Origin of the sequence: Lentzea flava, from assembly GCF_014648475.1 — a bacterium.
Classification (GTDB): Bacteria; Actinomycetota; Actinomycetes; order Mycobacteriales; family Pseudonocardiaceae; genus Lentzea; species Lentzea flava.
In genome coordinates this window covers 96812-118290 of the sequence record NZ_BMRE01000008.1, presented here as the reverse complement: position 1 = coordinate 118290, position 21479 = coordinate 96812, and the positions used below count along the sequence as shown (strand labels likewise).

Below are 21479 nucleotides of genomic sequence, written 5' to 3'. Positions count from 1 at the left end.
ATCAGTGCCTTTCGTTGAGCACGCGGGCCACCTCGGCCAGCGCGTCGGGTCGCGTCATGCCGCCGTGGTCGGCGTCGACTAAGTGGTCATCAATGCGTCCGGTGACGTACGGCTGCCACGCCGAAGCAGTCGGCGAGGACTCCGTGCGGCCCTGTGCCGCGGTGAAGACGAGCAGGTCGCCGTCGAAGAGCGCGGGCTCGAAGCGCTGCATCAGGGTGCTGTTGTTGAGGAACACCTCGAGCATCGCGTCGATGTGCTGCTCGCCCAGGTTCGCGAGGGCGCTGCCTTCGGAACGCAGCACCTCGCGCACGGTCTCCCTGGTCAGCGGGCGGTCGCCAGCCGAGGCGTTCACGGCGTTGAGCAGCAGCCGCAGGATGTCCTGCTCGCCGAGCTCGTGGCCCTCCTCCCAGGTCGACGGAAACGCGTCGAGCACCGCGAGCAGCGCGACCTCGTCCCCCTGCTCGCGCAGCCTGGTCGCCACCGCCTGCGCGACCATGCCGCCGAACGACCAGCCGAGCAGGTGGTACGGGCCCTGCGGCTGCGCCTTGCGGAGCTGTTCGGCGTAGTCCGCCGCCATCTCCTCGATCGTGGCCGGCAACGGGTCGGGGCCGCCGAGTCCCCGCGCCTGCAACGCGTACAGCGGCCGGTCGTCGAGGTGGCGCAGCAGTCCGGAGTAGATCCAGCCGATGCCACCGGCGGGGTGGACGCAGAACAGCGGATGCCCGTCACCGCTGGTGCGCAACGGAAGCAGCACGTCCAGCGAGTCGTGCTCGGTGCCGACCTCCAGCCGTTGCGCCAAAGCCGCGACGGTTGGCGCCTCGAACAGGTCGCGGATGCCGACGGTCACGCCGAGCACGGCGGTGATCCGCGCGGCCAGCCGGGCGACGAGCAGCGAGTGCCCGCCCAGGTCGAAGAAGCTGTCGCTCCTGCCGACCCTGGCCAGGCCGAGCACCTCGGCGAACAGGCCCGCCAGCACCTCCTCCTGCGGGGTGAGCGGCGCGTCGGCGGTGTCGGAGGCCGCCCAGTCCGGTGCGGGCAGCGCGGCCCTGTCGAGCTTTCCGTTGGGGGTCAACGGCAACCGGTCGAGCACGAGCAGCGCCGACGGGATCATGTAGTCGGGCAGCGTGCGGGCGAGGTCCTGGCGCAGGCCGGCGAGATCCACCTGCTCCGCCACCAGGTACCCGACGAGCCGGTCGTCGACGCGGACCACGGCGGCACGGGTGACGTCCGGGTGCGCGGCGATCGCCGTCTCGACCTCGCCCAGCTCCACCCGGAACCCGCGGACCTTGACCTGGTCGTCGGCACGGCCGGCGAACTCCAGCGTGCCGTCCGCCCGCCACCGCGCCACGTCACCGGTGCGGTACATGCGGGATCCGGCCGGGCCGAACGGGTCGGCGACGAACCGTTCCGACGTCAGCGCGGAACGGCCGAGGTAGCCGCGGGCCAGTCCGGCACCCGCGAGGTACAGCTCCCCCGCGACCCCGGTGGGCACCGGTGACAGGCGCTCGTCCAGCACGTAGGCGCGAACGCCCTGCAACGGATGTCCAATGGGGACGGTCGGCGGAACGGCCTGCGAAGCGGTCAACGTCAGGTGCGTGACACCCAGCGTCGTCTCGGTCGGGCCGTAAAGGTGTTGCACGACCGTGCACGGGCAGACGTCGAGCACCCTCTTGATCGCGGTCGCGGACACCACGTCGCCACCGGTCCACACCTCGCGGACGCCGGCGAAGCAGTCCGGCGCGAGGTCGGCCAGCAGCCCGAAGAGGCCCGCGGTCAGCATCACGCAGGTGACACCGGTGATCGCCTGCCGCAACGCGACCACGTCGAGATCACCGGGCGGTGCCACGACGATCTGCGCGCCGGTCAGCAGCGGCACCCACAGCTCGTAGGTCGAGATGTCGAACGCGTGCGGCGAGTGCATCAGCACCCGCTCCCCCGGCCCTGAGCGCCAGCACGGGTCGAACGCGAGGCTGAGCACGTCGCGGTGGGTGATCCCAATGCCCTTGGGCGCACCGGTCGACCCCGAGGTGTACATGACGTACGCGAGCTGTTCGGAGTGACCGCGCACGCCCGGATCCGCCGTCGGCGACAACAGCTGCGCGACCGAGACCTCGACACAACCGAGGTCGGTCTCGCGGTCGGTGATCAGCAGCTGAGCACCGGTCTCGCGCAGCACGAGCCGCATGCGCTCGGCCGGGAAACCGTGGTGCAGCGGCACGTACGCGCCACCTGCCTTGACGATCGCGAGCGTGGCGATCACGACCTCGGGCGAGCGTTCGAGCAGCACACCGACCGCGTCCTCCGGCTGCACGCCCAGCTCGATCAGCTTGTTGGCCAGGCGGTTCGCCCGCTCGTCCAGCTCACAGTAGGTGATCTCGACGCCGCCAGCCGACATCGCGATCGCGTCGGGTGTGCGGGCGACCTGCTCGGCGAACCGTTCCGCGATGGTGCCGTCGATCACCGGTTCGGCGTCGAAGACCAGCACGCGCTCGGACTCGGTGCGCACGTCGATCTCGCCGATCGGAGCGTCCGGAGTGGACACCGCGGCCCGCAGCACCGTGATCAGACGCTCGGTCAGCGCCTCGACCGTGCCGCGATCGAACAGGTCGGTGCGGTACTCGATCACCGCGTCGACACCCGACGAACGCTCGGTGAGGTTGACCGTGAGGTCGAACTTCGCCACCCCGATGCCGAACGGCTCGACCCGTGCTTCCAGCCCCGGCAGCCCGACGGCCGCCTCCGGGGTGTTCTGCAGCGCCAGCAGCACCTGGAACAACGGCTGCCGCGACAGCGACCGCTCGGGGTTCAGTGCCTCGACCAGCCGCTCGAACGGCAGGTCCTGGTGGGCGTACGCGGCCAGGTTGGCCGTCCGCACCCGGTCGAGCAGCTCCCGGAACGTGGGGTTGCCGGACGTGTCGGTCCGCAGCACCAGTGTGTTCACGAAGAACCCGACCAGCTCGTCCAGCGCCTCGTCGGTACGGCCCGCGATCGGCGACCCGATCGGGATGTCCGTCCCCGCGCCCATCCGCGTCAGCAGTGTCGCCAGCGCCGCCTGCAACACCATGAACAGGCTGGCTCCCTGCGTGCGGGCCAGGTCGGCCAATGCTCGGTGCAGGTCCCCGTCGAGCTGGAAGAGCACGGTGTCGCCGTCGGCACCACCGATCGCGGGCCGCGGCCGGTCCGTCGGCAGCACCAGCTCGTCCGGCAGCCCGGCGAGCGCGCCGCGCCAGAACTCGATCTGCCGCGACACCAGGCTGCGCGGGTCGTCCTCGGAGCCGAGGAGTTCGCGCTGCCACAGCGTGTAGTCGGCGTACTGCACCGGCAGTTCGGTCCACTGTGGAGCAGCACCACCGCACCGCGCGGTGTAGGCCGTCACGAGGTCACCCATGAGCGGGGCCAGCGACCAACCGTCACCGGCGATGTGGTGCAGCAGCAGGCACAGCACGTGCTCGGTCTCGGAGATCTCGAACAGCGTCACGCGGATCGGCAGCTCGGTCGCGAGGTCGAACGCGTACCGCACGGCCGCTTCGAGGTCGGCCGCGACGTCCGTGGCGGCGACGAACTCCACCTCCGGCACCTCGTCGAGGATCCGGCAGGTCCGGCCGGTGTGGTCCGGGAAGATCGTCCGCAACGACTCGTGGCGCGTGACCACATCACGGACCGCGGCCCGCAGCGCCTGCACGTCGAGCACACCGGTGAGCCGCAGCGCGAACGGCAGGTTGTACGTGGGGCTCGGGCCCTCCAGCCGGTGCAGGAACCACAACCGCTGCTGGGCGAACGACAGCGGCACGTCGCGGCTGCGGTCGTAGCGCACCAACGCGGGCCGCGCCCGTTCGCTGGACGCGATCGCCGCGGCGAGGCCGGCGGGCGTCGGCGACTCGAACAGGTCGCGCACCGTCAGCTCGGCGCCCAGCACCGCGCGCACCTTGCTGACCAGCCGCGTCGCGAGCAACGAGTGCCCGCCCAGCTCGAAGAAGCCGTCGTCCACACCGGCCACGTCCACGCCGAGCACCTCGGCGAACAGGCCGCACAGGATCTCCTCGACCGGCGTGCGGGGAGCACGCGACACACGGGTCTCCGGTGCGGGCAGTGCCTTGCGGTCGAGCTTCCCGTTGGGCGTCAACGGGAACTCGTCGAGCGTCACGTACGCCGACGGCACCATGAAGTCCGGCAACCGCTTCGCCACGTCCTCGCGGTCCACCTCGCCGACCACGTAGGCGACCAGGACCGAGTCGCGGACCACCACGGCCGCCTTGGAGACGCCGGGCTGCGCGGTCAGTGCCGCCTCCACCTCGCCCAGCTCGATCCGGAACCCGCGCACCTTCACCTGGTCGTCGGCGCGGCCGAGGAACTCGAGCGACCCGTCGGCACGCCAGCGCACCAGGTCACCTGTGCGGTACATGCGGGATCCGGCCGGGCCGAACGGGTCGGCGACGAACCGCGACGCCGTCAGCGCGTGCTTGCCGAAGTAGCCGCGCGCCACACCGTTGCCGGCGAGGTACAGCTCCCCCGCCACACCGGTGGACACCAGCCGCAGGTGCTCGTCCAGCACGTAGATGCGGGTGTTGGAGATCGTGCCGTCGATCGACGACGTCGCTGGCCAGTCCGCCGGGTCGTCCGGCAGCGTGCTGGTGGTGACGGCGTGCGTCTCGGCGGGGCCGTAGACGTTGTGCAGCCTGCGTCCCGGCCTGGCGAAGAACTCGCGCACCCAGCGGCTCAGCGTCAGCGCCTCGCCGCCCTGGAGCACGTCGGTGAGCGCGGGTAGCTCGGCGCGCATCTCGGCGGCCGCCTCGCACAGCGACTCGATCACCAGGTTGGGCGCGAACAACTCGTTGACCTCGTTGGCGGACAGCCACTTCACGAGCTCCTCGGCACTGCGCCGGACGCTGTCGGACGGCACGGCGAGCGTGCGGCCGGTGACCAGCGCGGAGAGGATCTCCTGCACCGAGAAGTCGAACCCGATGGCGGTGAACTGGGCGGTCGTCGTGCCGACACCGCCGGGGAAGCGGCTGGCGTGCCAGGTCAGCAGGTTCGCCAGACCGGACGTCGGCATCACGACGGCCTTGGGCTTGCCCGTCGAGCCGGACGTGTACACGAGGTACGCCGGGTGATCGCGGTGCAGCCGTGAGGTGCGGCAGAAGTCGGCCGGGTTGTGGTCGGGCTGGTCCGCGAGTGCGCTGTCCCGCAGCAGCTCCGGCGTGATCACGACCTGCGGCTGGGCGTCGGCGAGCATGTACTCGATGCGCTCGGCCGGGTACTCGACGTCGATCGGCAGGTACGCGGCACCGGTCTTGAGCACCGCGACCAGCGCGACGATCAGGTCGGCCGACCTCGGCAACGCCAGCGCCACCACGGTCTCCGGCCCGGCACCGCGGCCGATCAGCAGGTGCGCCAACCGGTTCGCGCGCTCGTTCAGCTCCTCGTAGGTGAGCTTCGTGCCCTCGAACGTCACCGCGATGGCGTCCGGGGTGCGGAACGCCTGCGATTCGAACAGCTTGGGCACGGTGACCTTGGGAACCTTGCGCACGTCACCGCGTCCGGCGGCGAGCAGCTCGGCCTGTTCGGTGCGCAGCAGGTCGAACGTCCGCAGTGGACGGTCCGGCGCCTGCGCGGCGAGCTTCAGCAGCCGGATCAGCTTGTCCGCCAGCGCCTCGACCGTGGCCCGGTCGAACAGGTCGGTGCGATACTCCAGCGCGCAGTCGACCCCGGCGGGGGCACCGTCGGAGGTGACGCGTTCGGCCAGGCTGAGGTGCAGGTCGAACTTCGCGATGCCGACGCCGATGGTCTCCAGGCTCGCGGCCAGGCCGGGCAGGTCGAGGTCACCGGACACGGAGTTCTGGAACGCGAGCATCACCTGGAACAGCGGGTGCCGCGACAGCGACCGCTCCGGCGCCAGCCGTTCCACCAGCTTCTCGAACGGCAGGTCCTGGTGGGCGTACGCGGCCAGGTCGGTGGCCCGCACGCGGCCCAGCAGGTCGCGGAACGTCGGGTCGCCGGACGTGTCGGTCCGCAGCACCAGCGTGTTCACGAAGAACCCGACCAGGTCGTCCAGCGCCTCGTCGGTGCGACCGGCGATCGGTGAACCGATCGGGATGTCGGTTCCCGCGCCCATCCTGGTCAGCAACGCCGCCAGGGCCGCCTGCATGACCATGAACAGCGTGGCCTGCTCGGACTTCGCGAGGTCGAGCAGCGAACGGTGCAGGCCGGTCGAGATGCGGAACCCGAAGGCGTCGCCGTCGTGGGACGCCACTGCCGGACGTGGCCGGTCCGTCGGGAGTTCGATCTGCTCGGGCAAGCCCGCAAGCGCTTGCTCCCAGTACGCCAGCTGCGGGTTCAGCACCTCGTCGAGCAGGTCGCGCTGCCACAGCGTGTAGTCCGCGTACTGCACGGACAGCTCGGTCCACTGTGGAGCCTCCGCGCGAAGACGTGCCTCGTAGGCCACGCCGAGATCGCGCGACAGCGGTGCCCACGACCAGCCGTCACCGGCGATGTGGTGCAGCAGCAGGAGGAGGACGTGCTCGTCGGCGCCGAGGCGGAACAGCCACGCCCGCACCGGCAGATCGGCCGCCAGGTCGAACGCGTGCCGGGCGGCCTCACGCACCGCGTCGGCCAGCTCGTCCTGCCGGACGTCCACGATTTCGAGCACGGGCTCCGCCTCGTCCAGGACGTGCTGGTACGGCTCGCCGTCGGTCTGCGGGAACAGCGTGCGCAGCGACTCGTGGCGGGCCACGACGTCGGCGAGCGCGTGCCTCAACGCCTCCGCGTCGATCGGCCCGGACAGCCGCAGCGGCAGCGGGATGTTGTAGGTGGCGCTCGGTCCTTCGAGCTGGTTGAGGAACCACAGCCGCTGCTGGGCGTGCGACAGCGGGATCCGCTCGCCGCGTTCCCGGCGGACCAGCGGCGGACGGGCGTTGCCCGCACCGCTCATCAGCACGGCGAACTCGGCAGGGGTCGGCGCCTCGAACAGGTCGCGCACGGCCAGTTCGACGCCTGCCGCCGCACGGACGCGGCTGACCAGCCTCGTCGCGAGCAGCGAGTGGCCGCCGAGGTCGAAGAAGTTGTCGTCGACGCCGACCTCGGGCAGTCCGAGCACCTCGGCGAACAACGCGCACACGACCTGCTCGTCGGCGTTGCGCGGGGCACGTCGTTCGGCCGAGCGGAACTCGGGTGCGGGCAACGCCTTCCGGTCGATCTTGCCGTTCGGGGTCAGCGGCAGCTCGTCGAGCACGACGAACGCGGAGGGCACCAGGTGCGCGGGCAGCCGCTGGGACAGGTGGTCGCGGACCGCCCTGACCAGTTCGCCACCGCCGAGCGCACGGGCGGGATCGTTGGTGTGCGGGCGGTTCGGCTCGGGCAGGTGCACGTCGGTGAGCACGCCGTCGCCGGTCGTGAAGATCGCGTCCAGCTCGGTGTCGCCACACCACGTGACGGCGGCGGCACCCAGCTCGTAGAGCGTCTCTGGATCGACGCCGATGCCCTCTTCGAGCCTCCCGTTCGGGATGCCGGTGACGCGGACCAGTCCCTCCAACGACTTCAGGTCGTCGAGGCTCGTCCACGGCACCGTGCGGGCGTCGCGCGCCGACACGACGTTGTCGATCTGCTTGTGCAGCACGACGTCGTAGCGGTGGCGGGTCAGCTCGTTGTGGAACGTGCCGCGCTGCACCCGCACGTCGACCGCGGACACCCCGGGGATGGTGGCGAAGTAGCTCGGGTCGACGAGCAGCTCGCGTTCGGGCGCGGGCATCATGCCGCGGCCGCGTTCGACGGCGGCGCGGAACTGCGGCAACAGCCTCAGGTTCCGGACGTCGCCGACGAACACCCGGCCACCGGGCACGAGCAGCCGCAGCGCGCCCTCGATGACCTCGGTGAGGTAGCGGGCGTTCGGGAAGTACTGCGCGACCGAGTTGATGACGACCGTGTCGAACGTGGCCGGCAGCCCGTCGAGCTCGTGCGCGGCCTTGGCGTCCAACGAGACCTTGCCCGCGAACTCGGGCCGCGCCGCGATCTGGGCCCGCAACGAGTCGATCACCGAGTGTGAGAAGTCCGTGCCGACGTATTCGTCGACGTGCGGCGCGACCTTCGCGAGGATCAGACCGCTGCCGACACCCAGCTCCAGCACGCGCCTGGGCCGCCACGCGAGGATGCTGTCGACCGTGGCCTGCCGCCACTCCCGCATCTGCTCCAGCGGGATGGGTTCGCCGGTGTAGCTGGAGTTCCAGCCGTCGAACGTCTCACCGAACTCACCGGACGCGACGTCGGAGTAGACCGTCTCGTAGGTCTCCTGCCACTCGTCGACCTGACCGGCCTCCAGCGCGAGGTCCTCCCCGCTCGACGCCACGAGGTAGCCGACGAGCTGGTCGGCACGGGCGATCACGGCCGCCTGCGCCACCCCGGGGCACGCCGACAGCGCCGCCTCGACCTCGCCCGGCTCGATCCGGAACCCGCGCACCTTGACCTGGTCGTCCGCGCGTCCGACGAACTCCAGCTCGCCGTTGGCCGTCCACCTCGCGAGGTCACCGGACCGGTACATGCGGGACCCGGCCGGGCCGTAGGGGTCGGCGACGAAGCGTTCGCCGGAGAGGCCGGGGCGGCCGAGGTAGCCCACTGCCACGCCCGCCCCGGCCAGGTACAGCTCGCCCGTCACGCCGACGGGCACCGGACGCAGGAACTCGTCCAGCACATAGGTGCGCGCACCGACGATCGGCGTGCCGATGGTGGGAACGTCCACACCGGACAGAGGCCAGCTCATCGTGGCGCAGACGGTGGTTTCGGTCGGCCCGTAGGCGTTGATCATCACGCGGTCGCGGGACCACGCGGCGACGACGTCCGGCGGACAGGCCTCACCGGCGACCACCAGCGTGCCGACGCCCGGCCACTCTCCCGGCGACATCACGGCGAGCGCGGTCGGCGGGAGGGTCACGTGGGTGATGCGCTGCTCGTTGACCAGCTTGGTCAGCGGGTCGCCCGGCAGCAGGCGGTCGGCGGGGGCCACGACCATCGTGGCGCCGGTGAGCAGCGACATGCACAGCTCCCAGAACGCCGCGTCGAAGCTGATCGAGGCGAACTGGAGGACGCGGCTGCCTGGGCCGACGGCCAGCCGTTCGATCTGGGACTGGACCAGGGCGTGTGCGCCGAAGTGGGAGACGACGACGCCCTTGGGACGGCCGGTGGAGCCGGAGGTGTAGATGACGTAGGCGGGCTGGGCCGGGTCGATGTCGACGGCCGGGGCGGTGGCAGGGAAGGCCGAGGTGTCCTGGGTGCCGTCCAGCACCACCACCGGCTTGGCGTCCGCGAGCATGTACTCGATCCGCTCGGCCGGATAACCGGGATCCACCGGCAGGTAGGCCCCACCCGCCTTCAGCACCGCGAGCTGTGCGACGACCAGCTCGACCGACCGCGGCATGCGCAGCGCGACCAGGTCGCCGGCCGCCACCCCGGTGCTGATCAGCAGGTGTGTCAACCGGTTCGCCCGCTCGTCCAATTCGGCGTAGGTCAGCTCGACGTCCTCGAACACCAGCGCCGTCGCGTCCGGCCGCTCCGCCACCTGCGCGGCGAAGAGCGCGGGAACCGTTGCGGGAACCGGACCTTCCGTGGCGCTCCACGAGGTGAGCAGCCGGTCGCTCTCCCCGTCGAGCAGCACCTCGAACTCGCTGAGCCGCCGCTGCGGCTTCTCCACGAGCTGGACGAGCAACGCCCGCAAACGCGAGCCGAACGCCTCGATGGTCGCGCGGTCGAACAGGTCGGTGTTGAACTCGAAGTCACCGACCAGCCCGCCCTCCGGCTCCTCGCGCACCGCGAGTGCCAGGTCGAACTTCGCGAAGTCGACCCGCACCGGTTCCTGCGCCACCACGAGTCCTGGGAAGTCCAGCTCGCCCGCCGGCATGTTCTGGAACGCGAGCAGCACCTGGAACAGCGGGTTCCGCGACAGCGACCGCTCCGGGTTCAGCACCTCGACCAGCCGCTCGAACGGCAGGTCCTGGTGCGCGTACGCGGCCAGGTCGGCCGATCGCACGCGGCCCAGCAGCTCGCGGAACGTCGGGTCGCCCGACGTGTCGGTCCGCAGCACCAGCGTGTTCACGAAGAACCCGACCAGGTCGTCCAGCGCTTCGTCGGTGCGGCCCGCGATCGGCGAGCCGATCGGCACGTCGGTGCCCGCGCCCATCCGCGTCAGCAGTGTCGCCAGCGCGGCCTGCAGCACCATGAACAGCGTGGCCTGGTGGTCCCGTGCGACCTGGGAGAGCAGGAGGTGCAGCGTGGGATCGACGGTGAACGGCACGGTCTCGCCGCGGTACCTGGCGACTTCGGGGCGCTTGCGGTCGGTCGGCAGGTCGAGCTCGGCCGGTGCGCCGCGCAGGTGCTCGGTCCAGTGCGCGAGCTGCGTGCTGATGACGCTGTCCGAGGACTCCTCGGAGCCGAGCAGTTCGCTTTGCCACAGCGTGTAGTCCGCGTACTGCACCGGCAGCGGTGTCCACTGTGGAGCGGTGCCGGAGCGGCGAGCGGCGTAGGCGGAGGCGAGGTCGCGCAGCAGCGGGGCGAACGACCAGCCGTCGCCCGCGATGTGGTGCAGGAGCACGCACAGCACGTGCTCGTCCGGCGCGATCTCGAACACCGTGACCCGGATCGGGGTCTCCAGCGCCAGGTCGAACGGGTGCCGCCCGGCCTCGGCGATCTGGTCCGGCAGTTCGGACTCGGTGACGCTGCGCACCTCGAACGGCACCACCGGGGCGTCGAGAACCAGCTGGAACGGCTCGCCCGACTCGTCGGGGAACACCGTGCGCAGCGTCTCGTGGCGCATCACCACGTCGTCCAGCGCGGCACGCAACGCCGTGACGTCGAGGTCGCCGGTCATCCGCAGGCCGAGCGGGATGTTGTAGGTGGCGCTGGGACCTTCCAGCCGGTGCAGGAACCACAACCGCTTCTGCGCGAACGACAGCGGCACCAGCTCGTCGCGCTCGCGCACGGTCACCGGCGGACGCGTGGTCGACCGTCCGGCGATCAACGCCAGCGAGCCCGGAGTGGGCGCCTCGAACAGCTCGCGCACGGTCAGCTCGGCGCCGACCGCGGCCCGGATCTTGCTCACCAGCCTGGTCGCGAGCAGCGAATGCCCGCCCAGCTCGAAGAAGTTGTCGTCGACGCCGACCTCCGTGCGGCCGAGCACCTCTGCGAACAGCCCGCAGATGATCTCCTCCGACGCCGTGCGCGGACGGCGGGACGGAGCGGACTCCGGCGCGGGCAGCGCGGCACGGTCGAGCTTGCCGTTGGGGTTCAACGGGAACTCGTCGAGCGTCACGTACGCGGACGGCACCATGAAGTCCGGCAACCGCTTCGCCACGTCCTCACGGTCCACCTCGCCGACCACGTAGGCGACGAGCACCGAGTCACGGGCGATGACGGCGGCCTTCACCACGCCGGGCTGAGCGAGCAGCACGGACTCGATCTCGCCCAGCTCGATGCGGAACCCGCGGACCTTCACCTGGTGGTCGGCGCGGCCGACGAACTCCAGCGAGCCGGAGGCGTTGACCCTGGCCAGGTCGCCGGTGCGGTACATCCTGGACCCCGGCGCACCGAACGGGTCGGCGACGAACCGCTGTGCGGTCAGGCCGGGCCGCTTCAGGTAACCCTGCGCCAGCACGGCACCCGCGAGGTACAGCTCACCGGTGACACCCTGCGGCACCACGCGCAGCGCGGCGTCGAGCACGTACGCCCGCGCGTTGCCGATGGGCAGGCCGATCGGCGGACGGTCGGCGCTGTCCTGAGGAACCGAGGCGGTCGTGACGACGTGCGTCTCGGCGGGCCCGTAGTGGTTGTGCAGTGCGGTGGTCCGGTGGATCTCGCGCACGCGCTCGCTGAGCACGAACGCCTCACCGGCCTGCGCGATGTCCTTCAGCGCCGGCAGTTCCACGCCCAGCTCGGCCGCGGCCTGGCACAGCGACTCGATCACCAGGTTGGGCGCGAACAGCTCGTTGACCTCGTTGGCGACCAGCCACCGCACGAACGCGGCGGAGTCGCGGCGGGTCTCGTCGGACGGCACGGCGAGCGTCTTGCCGGACAGCAGCGCGGACAGGATCTCCTGCGCGGCCACGTCGAAGCTCAGCGTCGTGAACTGGGCGGTGACCGTGCCGGGACCGCCGGAACGCTCCCACCGCAACAGGTTCACCAGCACGCTCGCCGGCATGACGACGCCCTTGGGCTTGCCGGTCGACCCGGACGTGTAGATCACGTACACGGGGTGCTCCGGCCGCAGCGGGCGGACGCGATCGACGTCGGTCGGGTTCTCGGAGCACTCGAACTCGGTGAACCACTCGGGAGTCAGCACGCACAGCGGTGCGGCGTCGGTCAGCATCGCCTCGATGCGGGCGGCCGGGTACTCGGGGTCGACCGGCAGGTACGCGGCACCGGACTTCAGCACACCGACCAGCGCGGCGATCATGTCCAGCGACCGCGGCAGCTGGATCGCCACGATCTCGTCAGGGCCCGCACCGGCGGCGATCAGCTTGTGCGCCACCTGGTTCGCGCGCTCGTTCAGCTCCGCGTAGGTGAGCTGCGCACCCTCGAACGTCACGGCGACCGCGTCCGGCGTGCGCGCGACCTGCGCCTCGAACAGCTCGGGCAGCGTCTGCGCGACGGCCTCGCTCACGGGCCCGGCGAGCAGCTGACCCCGTTCGCCGGGGAACAACACGTCGATCCGGCCCAGCGCGGTGTCGAGACCGGCGGCCAGCGACGCGAGGAGGTGCACGAACCGGTCGGCGAGCAGCTGCGCCGCCGCGTCGTCGATCAGGTCGGCGCGGTGGTCGAGCCGCAGCCGCGTGGTCTCGCCGGGGATGACGAGCAGGCTCACCGGGTAGTGCGTGGCGTCGTTGACCTCGATGCCGGTCATGTGCACGCCGGCCGCCGACGACCGCAGAACGCCCTGGTCCAGCGGATAGTTCTCGAAGACGACGACGGTGTCGAACAGTTCGCCGTGCCCGGCGACGCGCTGGATCTCGGTCAGCCCGAGGTGCTGGTGGCTCATCAGCCGCGACTGCTGGTCCTGCACCTCGTGCAGCACCTCGCGCACCGACGCCGCCGGGTCGAGCTTCACCCGCACCGGCAGGGTGTTGATGAACAGGCCGAGCATCGACTCGATGCCGGGAACCTCCGGCGGGCGGCCGGACATCGTCGCGCCGAACACCACGTCGGTGCGGCCGGAGACCGAGCCGAGCAGCATCGCCCACGCGCACTGCACGAACGTGTTGACCGTGATTCCCGCGGTTCGCGCGGCAGTCTTCACGGCGGTGTTCACGTCGGCGGGCAGGTCGACCGAGAGCTGGGTGGGCAGCGCCGACGCACGACCGCGGTCAGCGCCCGCGATCAGCGTGGGCTCCTCCAGGTCCTGGAGCGCGGCACGCCACGCCTCGCGCGCGGTCTCCTGGTCCTGCTGGGAAAGCCAGCTGAGGTAGGCGCGGTAGGGCGTGACCGGCGGCAGCACCGACTCGTCGCCACCCGACCCGTACAGCGCGAAGAGTTCCTGCGTCAGCAACGGCATCGACCAGCCGTCGATCAGGATGTGGTGCGTGGTCAGCACGAGCCGGTGCTTCTCGGGCGCGAGGCGGATCAGCGCGGCCCGCAGCAGCGGCGGCTTGGCGAGGTCGAACCGCCGGACGCGGTCCTCTGCGAGGTAGGAGTCCATTTCGGACTCGCCGAGCTCGGTCCACGGCACGCGCGCCTCGTGCGGCACGATCTGCACGGCGCGGTCGAGGCCCTGTTGCCAGAACGCCGCCCGCAGGTTGGGGTGGCGGCGCAGCAACCCGTCGACCGCGGCGCGCATGGTCGGCGCATGCACCGGCCCGTCCAGGTCGAAGATCAGCTGGACGTGGTAGACGTCGATGTCCTGCTCGTCGTAGAGGGCGTGGAACAGCAGCCCTTCCTGCAACGGCGACAGCGGCAGAACGTCCGCGATGGCCTGCTGCGTCATGTCGAAACCCTCCAGGCTGCTTCGAGTAGGTCGATCTGCTCCTGGCTCAGCGAGACCAGCGGGAGATCGGAAGGCGTGTAGCCGCCGGCCGACCCGGCGTCGACGTGCTTGACCAGCGCTTCCAGTGCGCGGAACCACGTGCGGGCGAGGTCTTCTGCGTCCTTTTCGGACAGCAGTGCCGCTGGCCAGCTCCAGGTGGCGCACAGCCGCTCGCCGCGGGTCACCGCGTTGAGCTCGACCACGTGTGCCAGCGGCATGGCCGGATCGGCGCCGTCACCGAGCGCGTCCGAGTCGACCTCGGCGAACCGGCCCAGGTAGTTGAAGGCGAACTGCGGCTGGGGCAACGCGGCCAGCTCCGGTGCGGTCCGCGCGTTGAGGTGGCGCAGCAGCCCGTAGCCGATGCCCTTGTCCGGCACCGCCCGCAGCTGCTCCTTGACCTTCTTGACGGCGTCCCCCATCGCGGCGCCGCCGGTGAACGCGTCGCGGCGGTCGACCCCGGCGAGGTCGAGCCGGACGGGGTGCATGGTGGTGAACCAGCCGACCGTGCCGGACAGGTCCAGCTCGTGGTCGCGGCCGTGGCCTTCGAGGTCGAGCAGGACCGCGCTGTCGTCACCGTTGCCGCGGCGACGCCGCCAGTCCGCGACGGCCAGTGCGAACGCCGTCAGCAACGCGTCGTTCACGCCGCCGTGGAACGCCGTGGGCACGGTCGTGAGCAGCGGCGTCGTGATCTCCTCCGCCAGTTCGAGCGTGAGGTGACCGGCGGTGCCCGCGGTGTCCCTCGCCGGATCGAGCGGGTCGGAGATGCGCGCGTCGGGACGGCAGATGTCCTGCCAGAGCTGGAGTTCCGGAGCGCGCCGGGATGCTTCCTCGGTCAGGAGCCGGGAGTAGCGGCGGAACGAGGTCGTCACCGGAGCGAGGTCCTGCGCGGTCAGGTCCGGGAGGATCACCCGCCACGAGACGCCGTCCACGACGAGGTGGTGGATCACCAGCAGGAGCCGGCTCTCCGCCGGGAAGAACACCGCCTGCACCATCACGCCGTTTTCCGGGTCGAGCCGGTTGCGCGCCGCCGCGGCCTCACTCGCCACATCCGCCTGCGCCACCCGGAGCACCGACCTGGCATCGACCGCACCGGGCTCCGGGACGTGCAGGGCATCGCCGGTGTACCGGGCCCGCAACATGTCGTGCCGATCCAGCACCGCCTGCAGCGCGGCGACCTGGCGCTCGACGTCGCCGGTCACGTCCACCCGGACCGTCTGGCTGAAGTTGTGGATCGGCCCACCGCGGTCGCGCAACCAGTGCATGATCGGCGTGAGCGGGACCTCGCCGGTCGGGTCGTCCTCGACGGCCTCGACCGGTGCGTCAGTCCGCACAGCGGCCGCGATCGCCGCGACGGTCCGGTGTTCGAAGACGTCCCGAGGCGTGATCACGAACCCGGCCTTGCGGGCACGGCTGACCAGCTGCACCGACATGATGCTGTCGCCGCCCAGCTCGAAGAACCCGTCGTCGACACCGACCTCGGCGAGCCCGAGCACCTCGCAGAAGAGCCCGGCGAGGACGCGTTCGGCCTCCGTGCGGGGTTCACGCGCGGTGGTCGTGACCTCGGGAACGGGCAGCGCCCGGCGGTCCAGCTTTCCGTTGGTGGTCAACGGAAGCCGGTCCATCATCACGATCGTGGACGGGACCATGTAGTCCGGCAGAACGGTCTTCAGATGCGTCAGCAGCTCGGTCTGCGAGGCCGTGCCGACGACGTAGGCGACGAGACGCTTGTCGCCCGGCCGGTCCTCGCGCACGATCACGGCCGCCTGCGCCACCTCGGGACGTTCGGTGAGCCTGGCCTCGATCTCACCGGGCTCGATCCGGAACCCGCGCAGCTTGACCTGGTTGTCGGCGCGGCCGACGAACTCCAGCTCGCCACCGGTCGTCCAGCGCACCAGGTCGCCGGTGCGGTACATGCGTGCACCCGGAACACCGAAGGGATCGGCGACGAAGCGTTCCGCGGTGAGGTCGCCGCGACCGAGGTACCCGCGGGCGAGACCGGCTCCGGCCACGTACAGCTCGCCGGTCACGCCGATCGGCACCGGCCGCAGCAGGCCGTCGAGCACGTAGGCCTGCATGTTGTCGAGCGGACGGCCGATCGGCACACGCGTGCCCACAGGCGAGGAGGTGCGGCGGCTCGTCGCGAAAGTCGTTGTCTCCGTGGGGCCGTAGCCGTTGACGACGGTGACGCCGGGGCACTCGGCCAGCACGCGGTTGACCGAGGCGGGAGACACGACGTCACCACCAGTCCACACCTCGCGCACCCCGGCGAAGCACGACGCGTGCTCCTCCGCCATCAGGTTGAAGAGCCCGGAGGTGAGCCACAGGCCGGTCACACCGGAGCCGCGGATCAGCTCGGCGAGCAGTTCGGCGTCGGTCTCGCCGTCCGGGGCGACGACGATCCGGCCGCCGTTCAGCAGCGGCACCCACAGCTCGTAGGTCGACGCGTCGAACGAGTGCGGCGAGTGCAGCAGCACGCACCGGTGGGCCTCACCGCGGAACGCGCGGTCGAAGGCGAGGCTGACGACGTCCCGCTGCGTCACGGCAACGCCCTTGGGCACTCCGGTCGAGCCGGACGTGTGCATCACGTACGCCAGCTGCTCAGGGTGCACCGCGATGCCGGGGTTGCGCTGGTCCACTTCGGACACCGGCGACACCGCGGCGGCGTCGAGGCCGTGATCGGCGCGGTCGGTGATCACGACCCGGCACCCGGTCTCGATCACCGTCGACCGCATCCGTTCGACCGAGTAACGCGGGTTGAGCGGCACGAAGAAGGCACCGGTCTTGAGCACCGCGAGCAACGCGACGACGAGCGCGGGCGACCGATCGAGCAGCACGGCCACGCCGGTCTCGCCGCTCACCCCGCGCCGCACCAGCGTGCGGGCCAGGCCGTTGGCGCGCGCGTTCAGCTCGCGGTAGGTCAGGAACTCCTCCCCCGCCGTCACCGCCACGGCGTCCGGCGTGAGTGCGGCCTGCCGCTCGAACAGCTCCGCGATCCCCGCGTCCGGCACCTCGGCAGCGGTGTCGTTCCACCGCGTCAGCACCGTTTCGCGCTCGGTGGCGTCGACCAGCTCGACCGAGCTGATGGGCTGCTGCGGTGCGCGTGCCACCGCGGCGAGCACGTCGAGCAGCCGCCGCGCGATCATCGCGGCCGTCTCGGGTTCGAAGAGGTCGTCGCTGTACTCGAGGAATCCGCTGATGCCGCCGGGACGTTCGGTCAGCTCGACGGTCAGGTCGAACTTCGCCACGCCGACGTGCACCGGGGCCAGCTCGCCGACGACGCCGTTCATGTCGGCGAACGCGCGGTCGTTGTTCTGCAGCACCAGCATGACCTGGAACAGCGGCTGCCTGGACAGCGACCGCTCCGGGCTGATCTCCTCGACCAGGTGCTCGAACGGGAGGTCCTGGTGCGCGAACGCCTCCAGGTCGGTCGTGCGCACCCGGTGCAGCAGCTCGGCGAACGACGGGTCGCCGCTCGTGTCGGTCCGCAGCACCAACGTGTTGATGAAGCACCCGACGAGGTCGGCGGTGGCGGCGTCGGTGCGGCCGGCGACGGGACTGCCGATCGGGATGTCGGTGCCCGCGCCCATCCGCGTGAGCAGCACCGCGAGCGCCGCCTGCAGCACCATGAACAACGTGACCCGGTGCGTGCGGGCGACGTCGAGCAATGCGTGGTGCAACTCGGACTCGATCTCCAGCGGGATCGTGCCGCCGGTGTAGCTCGTGACGGCGGGCCGTTGCCGGTCGGTCGACAGCTCCAGGCCCTCCGGCAGCTCGGCGAGTGCGTCGGTCCAGTACGACGCCTGCTCGGCGGCCGGGCCGTTCGGGTCGTTCTCGGCGAGCAGATCACGCTGCCACAGCGCGTAGTCCGCGTACTGCACCGGCAGCGGCGTCCACTGTGGAGCTTCGCCTCGGCACCGGGCGGTGTAGGCGTGCGCGAGGTCGCGGCCGAGCGGTGCGAGCGACCAGCCGTCACCTGCGATGTGGTGCAACGCCAGCAGCAGCATGTGATCCTGCTCGTCGATCACGAACAGGTGCGCGCGCAACGGCGGTTCCGCAGCGAGGTCGAACGGCTTGCGGGCGGCGGCCTTGAACGCCGCGATGACGTCGTCACCGACCTGTTCCACGAACAGTGGCGGCGGCGTCGTGCCGATGTGCTGGTACGGCACCCCGTCCACGTCCGGGAACGTCGTGCGGAGGATCTCGTGCCGCTCGGCCAGGTCCGCGAGCGCGGCCCGCAACGCCTCGGCGTCGACGGCTCCCGGCAGGCGCAGGCCGATCGGGATCGTGTAGGTGGGGCTTGGCCCGTCCAGTGCGCTGAGGAACCACAACCGGCGCTGCGCGGGCGACAGCGGCAGCAGCTCGGGGCGGGGCACGGCCTCCAGGGGCGGCCGCGAGCCCGGCGCGCTGTCCAGCAGCACGGCCATGCCGGCGACCGTCGGCGAGTCGAAGACCTGGGTGACGGTCAGCTCGGCACCCAGCTCCGCCCGCACCAGCCGGGCGAACTTGTCCGCCAGCAGCGAGTCGCCGCCGAGCACGAAGAAGTTGTCGTCGACACCGACGTGCGAGACCCCGAGCACCTCGGCGACGAGGCCGCACAGCACCGTCTCGCGCTGGTCGTCCGACCCGGTCCTGCCGCCGTCCAGCACGGGCGCGGGCAGTGCGCGGCGGTCGAGCTTGCCGTTGGGCGTCAAGGGCAAGCTGTCCAGCACGACGAACGCACCGGGCACGAGGTGTTCGGGCACGAGTTCACCGACGTGCCGCCGCAACACCACGGTGTTGACCGCGGCCTCTCCGTTCGGCACGACGTACGAGACGAGCATCCGGTGCCCCGGCCGGTCCTCCCGCAGCAGCACCACGGTGTGCGCGACGCCGGGATGCGTGGCGACCGCGGCCTCGATCTCGCCGAGCTCCACCCGGAACCCGCGGATCTTGACCTGGTGGTCGGCGCGGCCGAGGTAGTCGAGCGAGCCGTCCTCGCGCAGCCGGGCGACGTCGCCGGTGCGGTACATCCTCGATCCCGGCGCACCGAACGGATCGGCGACGAACCGGAGCGCGGTGAGCGCGTGCTGCCCGAGGTAACCCCGGGCGAGTCCGGCACCGGAGACGTAGAGTTCGCCCGCGACACCGGGCGGAACGGGTTGCAGCGCCTGGTCCAGCACGTGCACCCGCAGGTCCGGGATGCCGACACCGATCGCGCTGGCCGCACCGGGCACCGCGTCCGCCGCCTGGAGGGCGCGGAAGCTGACGTGCACCGTGGTCTCGGTGATGCCGTACATGTTGACCAGCCGCGGCGCGTCGTCGGCGTGCAGCTCGTACCAGTCGCGCAGCCGTGCCAGGTCGAGCGCCTCACCGCCGAACACCACGTACCGCAGGGAAAGCTCGCGCGGCTGTTCCCGGTCGGCCTCGACGAGCTGGTAGAACGCCGACGGCGTCTGGTTCAGCACGGTCACGCGTTCGCGGGCGAGCAGGTCGAGGAAGTCCGCCGGCGAGCGCGACACGTCGTGCGGCACCACGACGAGCTTGCCGCCGTACAGCAGCGGTCCCCAGATTTCCCAGACGGAGAAGTCGAACGCGAACGAGTGGAACAACGTCCAGACGTCGCCTGCCCCGAAGCCGAACCAGTGGTCGGTCTCGGTGAACAGCCGGACGACGTTGCTGTGCGGGACGACCACCCCCTTGGGCTGTCCCGTCGAGCCGGACGTGTAGATCACGTACGCGGGGTGCTCCGGATCCCGTGCCACCACGGGATCTGCGGTGGGCCCGGCGATGTCGACGGAGGTCAGCACGTGCCGCGGCTGGGCGTTCTCCAGCAGGTAGTCGATGCGGGCCTGCGGGTAGGACGGATCGACCGGCAGGTAGGCCGCACCCGCCTTCACCACACCCAGCAGCGCCACCACGAGGTCGATCGACCGCGGCAGCTGCACCGCGACGAGGTCCTCGGCCCCGACACCGCGTGAGATCAGGTCGTGCGCCACTGAGTTCGCGCGCTCGTTCAACTCGCGGTAAGTCAGCTCAGTGCCGTCACACGTCACGGCGACCGAGTTCGGGAACTCTCGGACGCGCTGTTCGAAGATGTCCGGCAGCGTCCGCGGAACAGGCACGATCTCAAGCGGCTCAACAGCACGACGCTCGCGCGAGGCACGCACGTCGATCCGGCCGATCGGCATGTCCGGTGACGCGTCCGCGAGGGTGGTGAGCAGCCCGATCAGCCGCTCGGCGTGCCCGGTGACCGCGGCCTCGTCGTACGCCGCGGGATTGGCGTCGACGTGCACCCGCAACGCGGAACCGCTGGGGTGCACGGAGATCTTGATGTCGTCGACCGGCCCGGTGGACAGCTGCTCGGCACGCACCCGCGCGCCCGCGAAGTCCAGCTCGTCGAGGTCGAACGGCATGATGTTGACGACCGGCCCGTACAACCGGCGGTCGTCCCCCACCAGCTTGAGCTCGCGGCGCATGTCCTCGACGCGGTGCCGCTGGTGCCGCAACGCCGAACCCATCTCGGCGGACACGTGGTCCAGCAGCTCGCGCACCGACATGTCCTGCCGCACGGTGAGCCGCAGCGGCAGCACGTTGGTCACCATGCCGGGCGCGTTCCTCGTGGCCCTGGCGACGCGGGCCGCCACGGGGAACCCGAGCACCACGTCGGCCGACCCGGAAACCCGGCTCACGTACAACGCCGTCGCGGCAACGACAGCGACCGGCCATTCTTCGTCTACAATGGACACATCGGCGGTGTGCCGGAGGAACGTGTTGCTCATCGGCGCCGAACGGCCGGACAGCGTGGCGACGTCCGGCAGGTCGCCGAGCTTCTCCATCCAGAACGCGCGATCCGCGTCGGAACGGTACGACTCCGCGGCAACGAGCTCGTGCAGCGGTGTGAACGGCTCCACGGCGGTGCCGGAGTAGTGCGCGGCGACCCGTTCGGTGACGAGCCGGAAACCGACACCGTCGAGCAGCAGGTGATGCGCCCGCATGTACCACAGGACGGCGTCACCGACCAGGAACACCAGCTGGGCGCACAGATCATCGCCGGTCAGCCCGCAGGCGACGGCGAGGTCCTGGCGCATCCAGCCCTGCGCGGCCTCCCGCGGCGCCGCGGCCCCCCGAAGGTCGATGACCTCGACGCGGACATCGTTGTCCACCAACGACTGCCGCACGCCACCCGCGTCGTCCGCGAACCGCACCTTCAACGCGTCCGTCTCGGAGACCGTCCGCTCGATCGCCGCCACCAGCGCGTCGACGTCCACGGCACCGGTCAGCTCCACGCACTGCGCGGCGTTGAAGCCGGGGTTCTCCGGGTCGAGCCTGCTCGCATACCAGACGCCGAGCTGCGCTGCGGTCAACGCGATCGCGGCCATCTCGCTCCCCCAACCGAAAGGTTCTTCCCCGTACGGCAAGGAGTCTGGCTTCCGACGTTGACAAGGCCCTGATACGGCGCTGACACGCACGACGCACAAAGTGAAGCGCCCCTGAGCGGGGGAATGCT

At 71.0% G+C, this 21479-nt stretch carries 2 protein-coding genes; both read right to left on the bottom strand.

The genetic code is table 11. The annotated features are described in order from the left end of the window. Position 1: 1 nt before the first annotated feature. On the bottom strand, positions 2 to 13954 hold the full coding sequence (locus IEZ09_RS12850; RefSeq protein ID WP_189253881.1) for a non-ribosomal peptide synthetase: 13953 nt from the start codon (positions 13952 to 13954) through the stop codon (positions 2 to 4). Then, a complete protein-coding gene (locus IEZ09_RS12845; RefSeq protein WP_189253880.1) occupies positions 13951 to 21351 on the bottom strand; it encodes a non-ribosomal peptide synthetase in 7401 nt (2466 codons plus the stop codon). Before IEZ09_RS12845 ends, IEZ09_RS12850 begins: the two co-directional genes overlap by 4 nt. Positions 21352 to 21479: the final 128 nt, after the last annotated feature.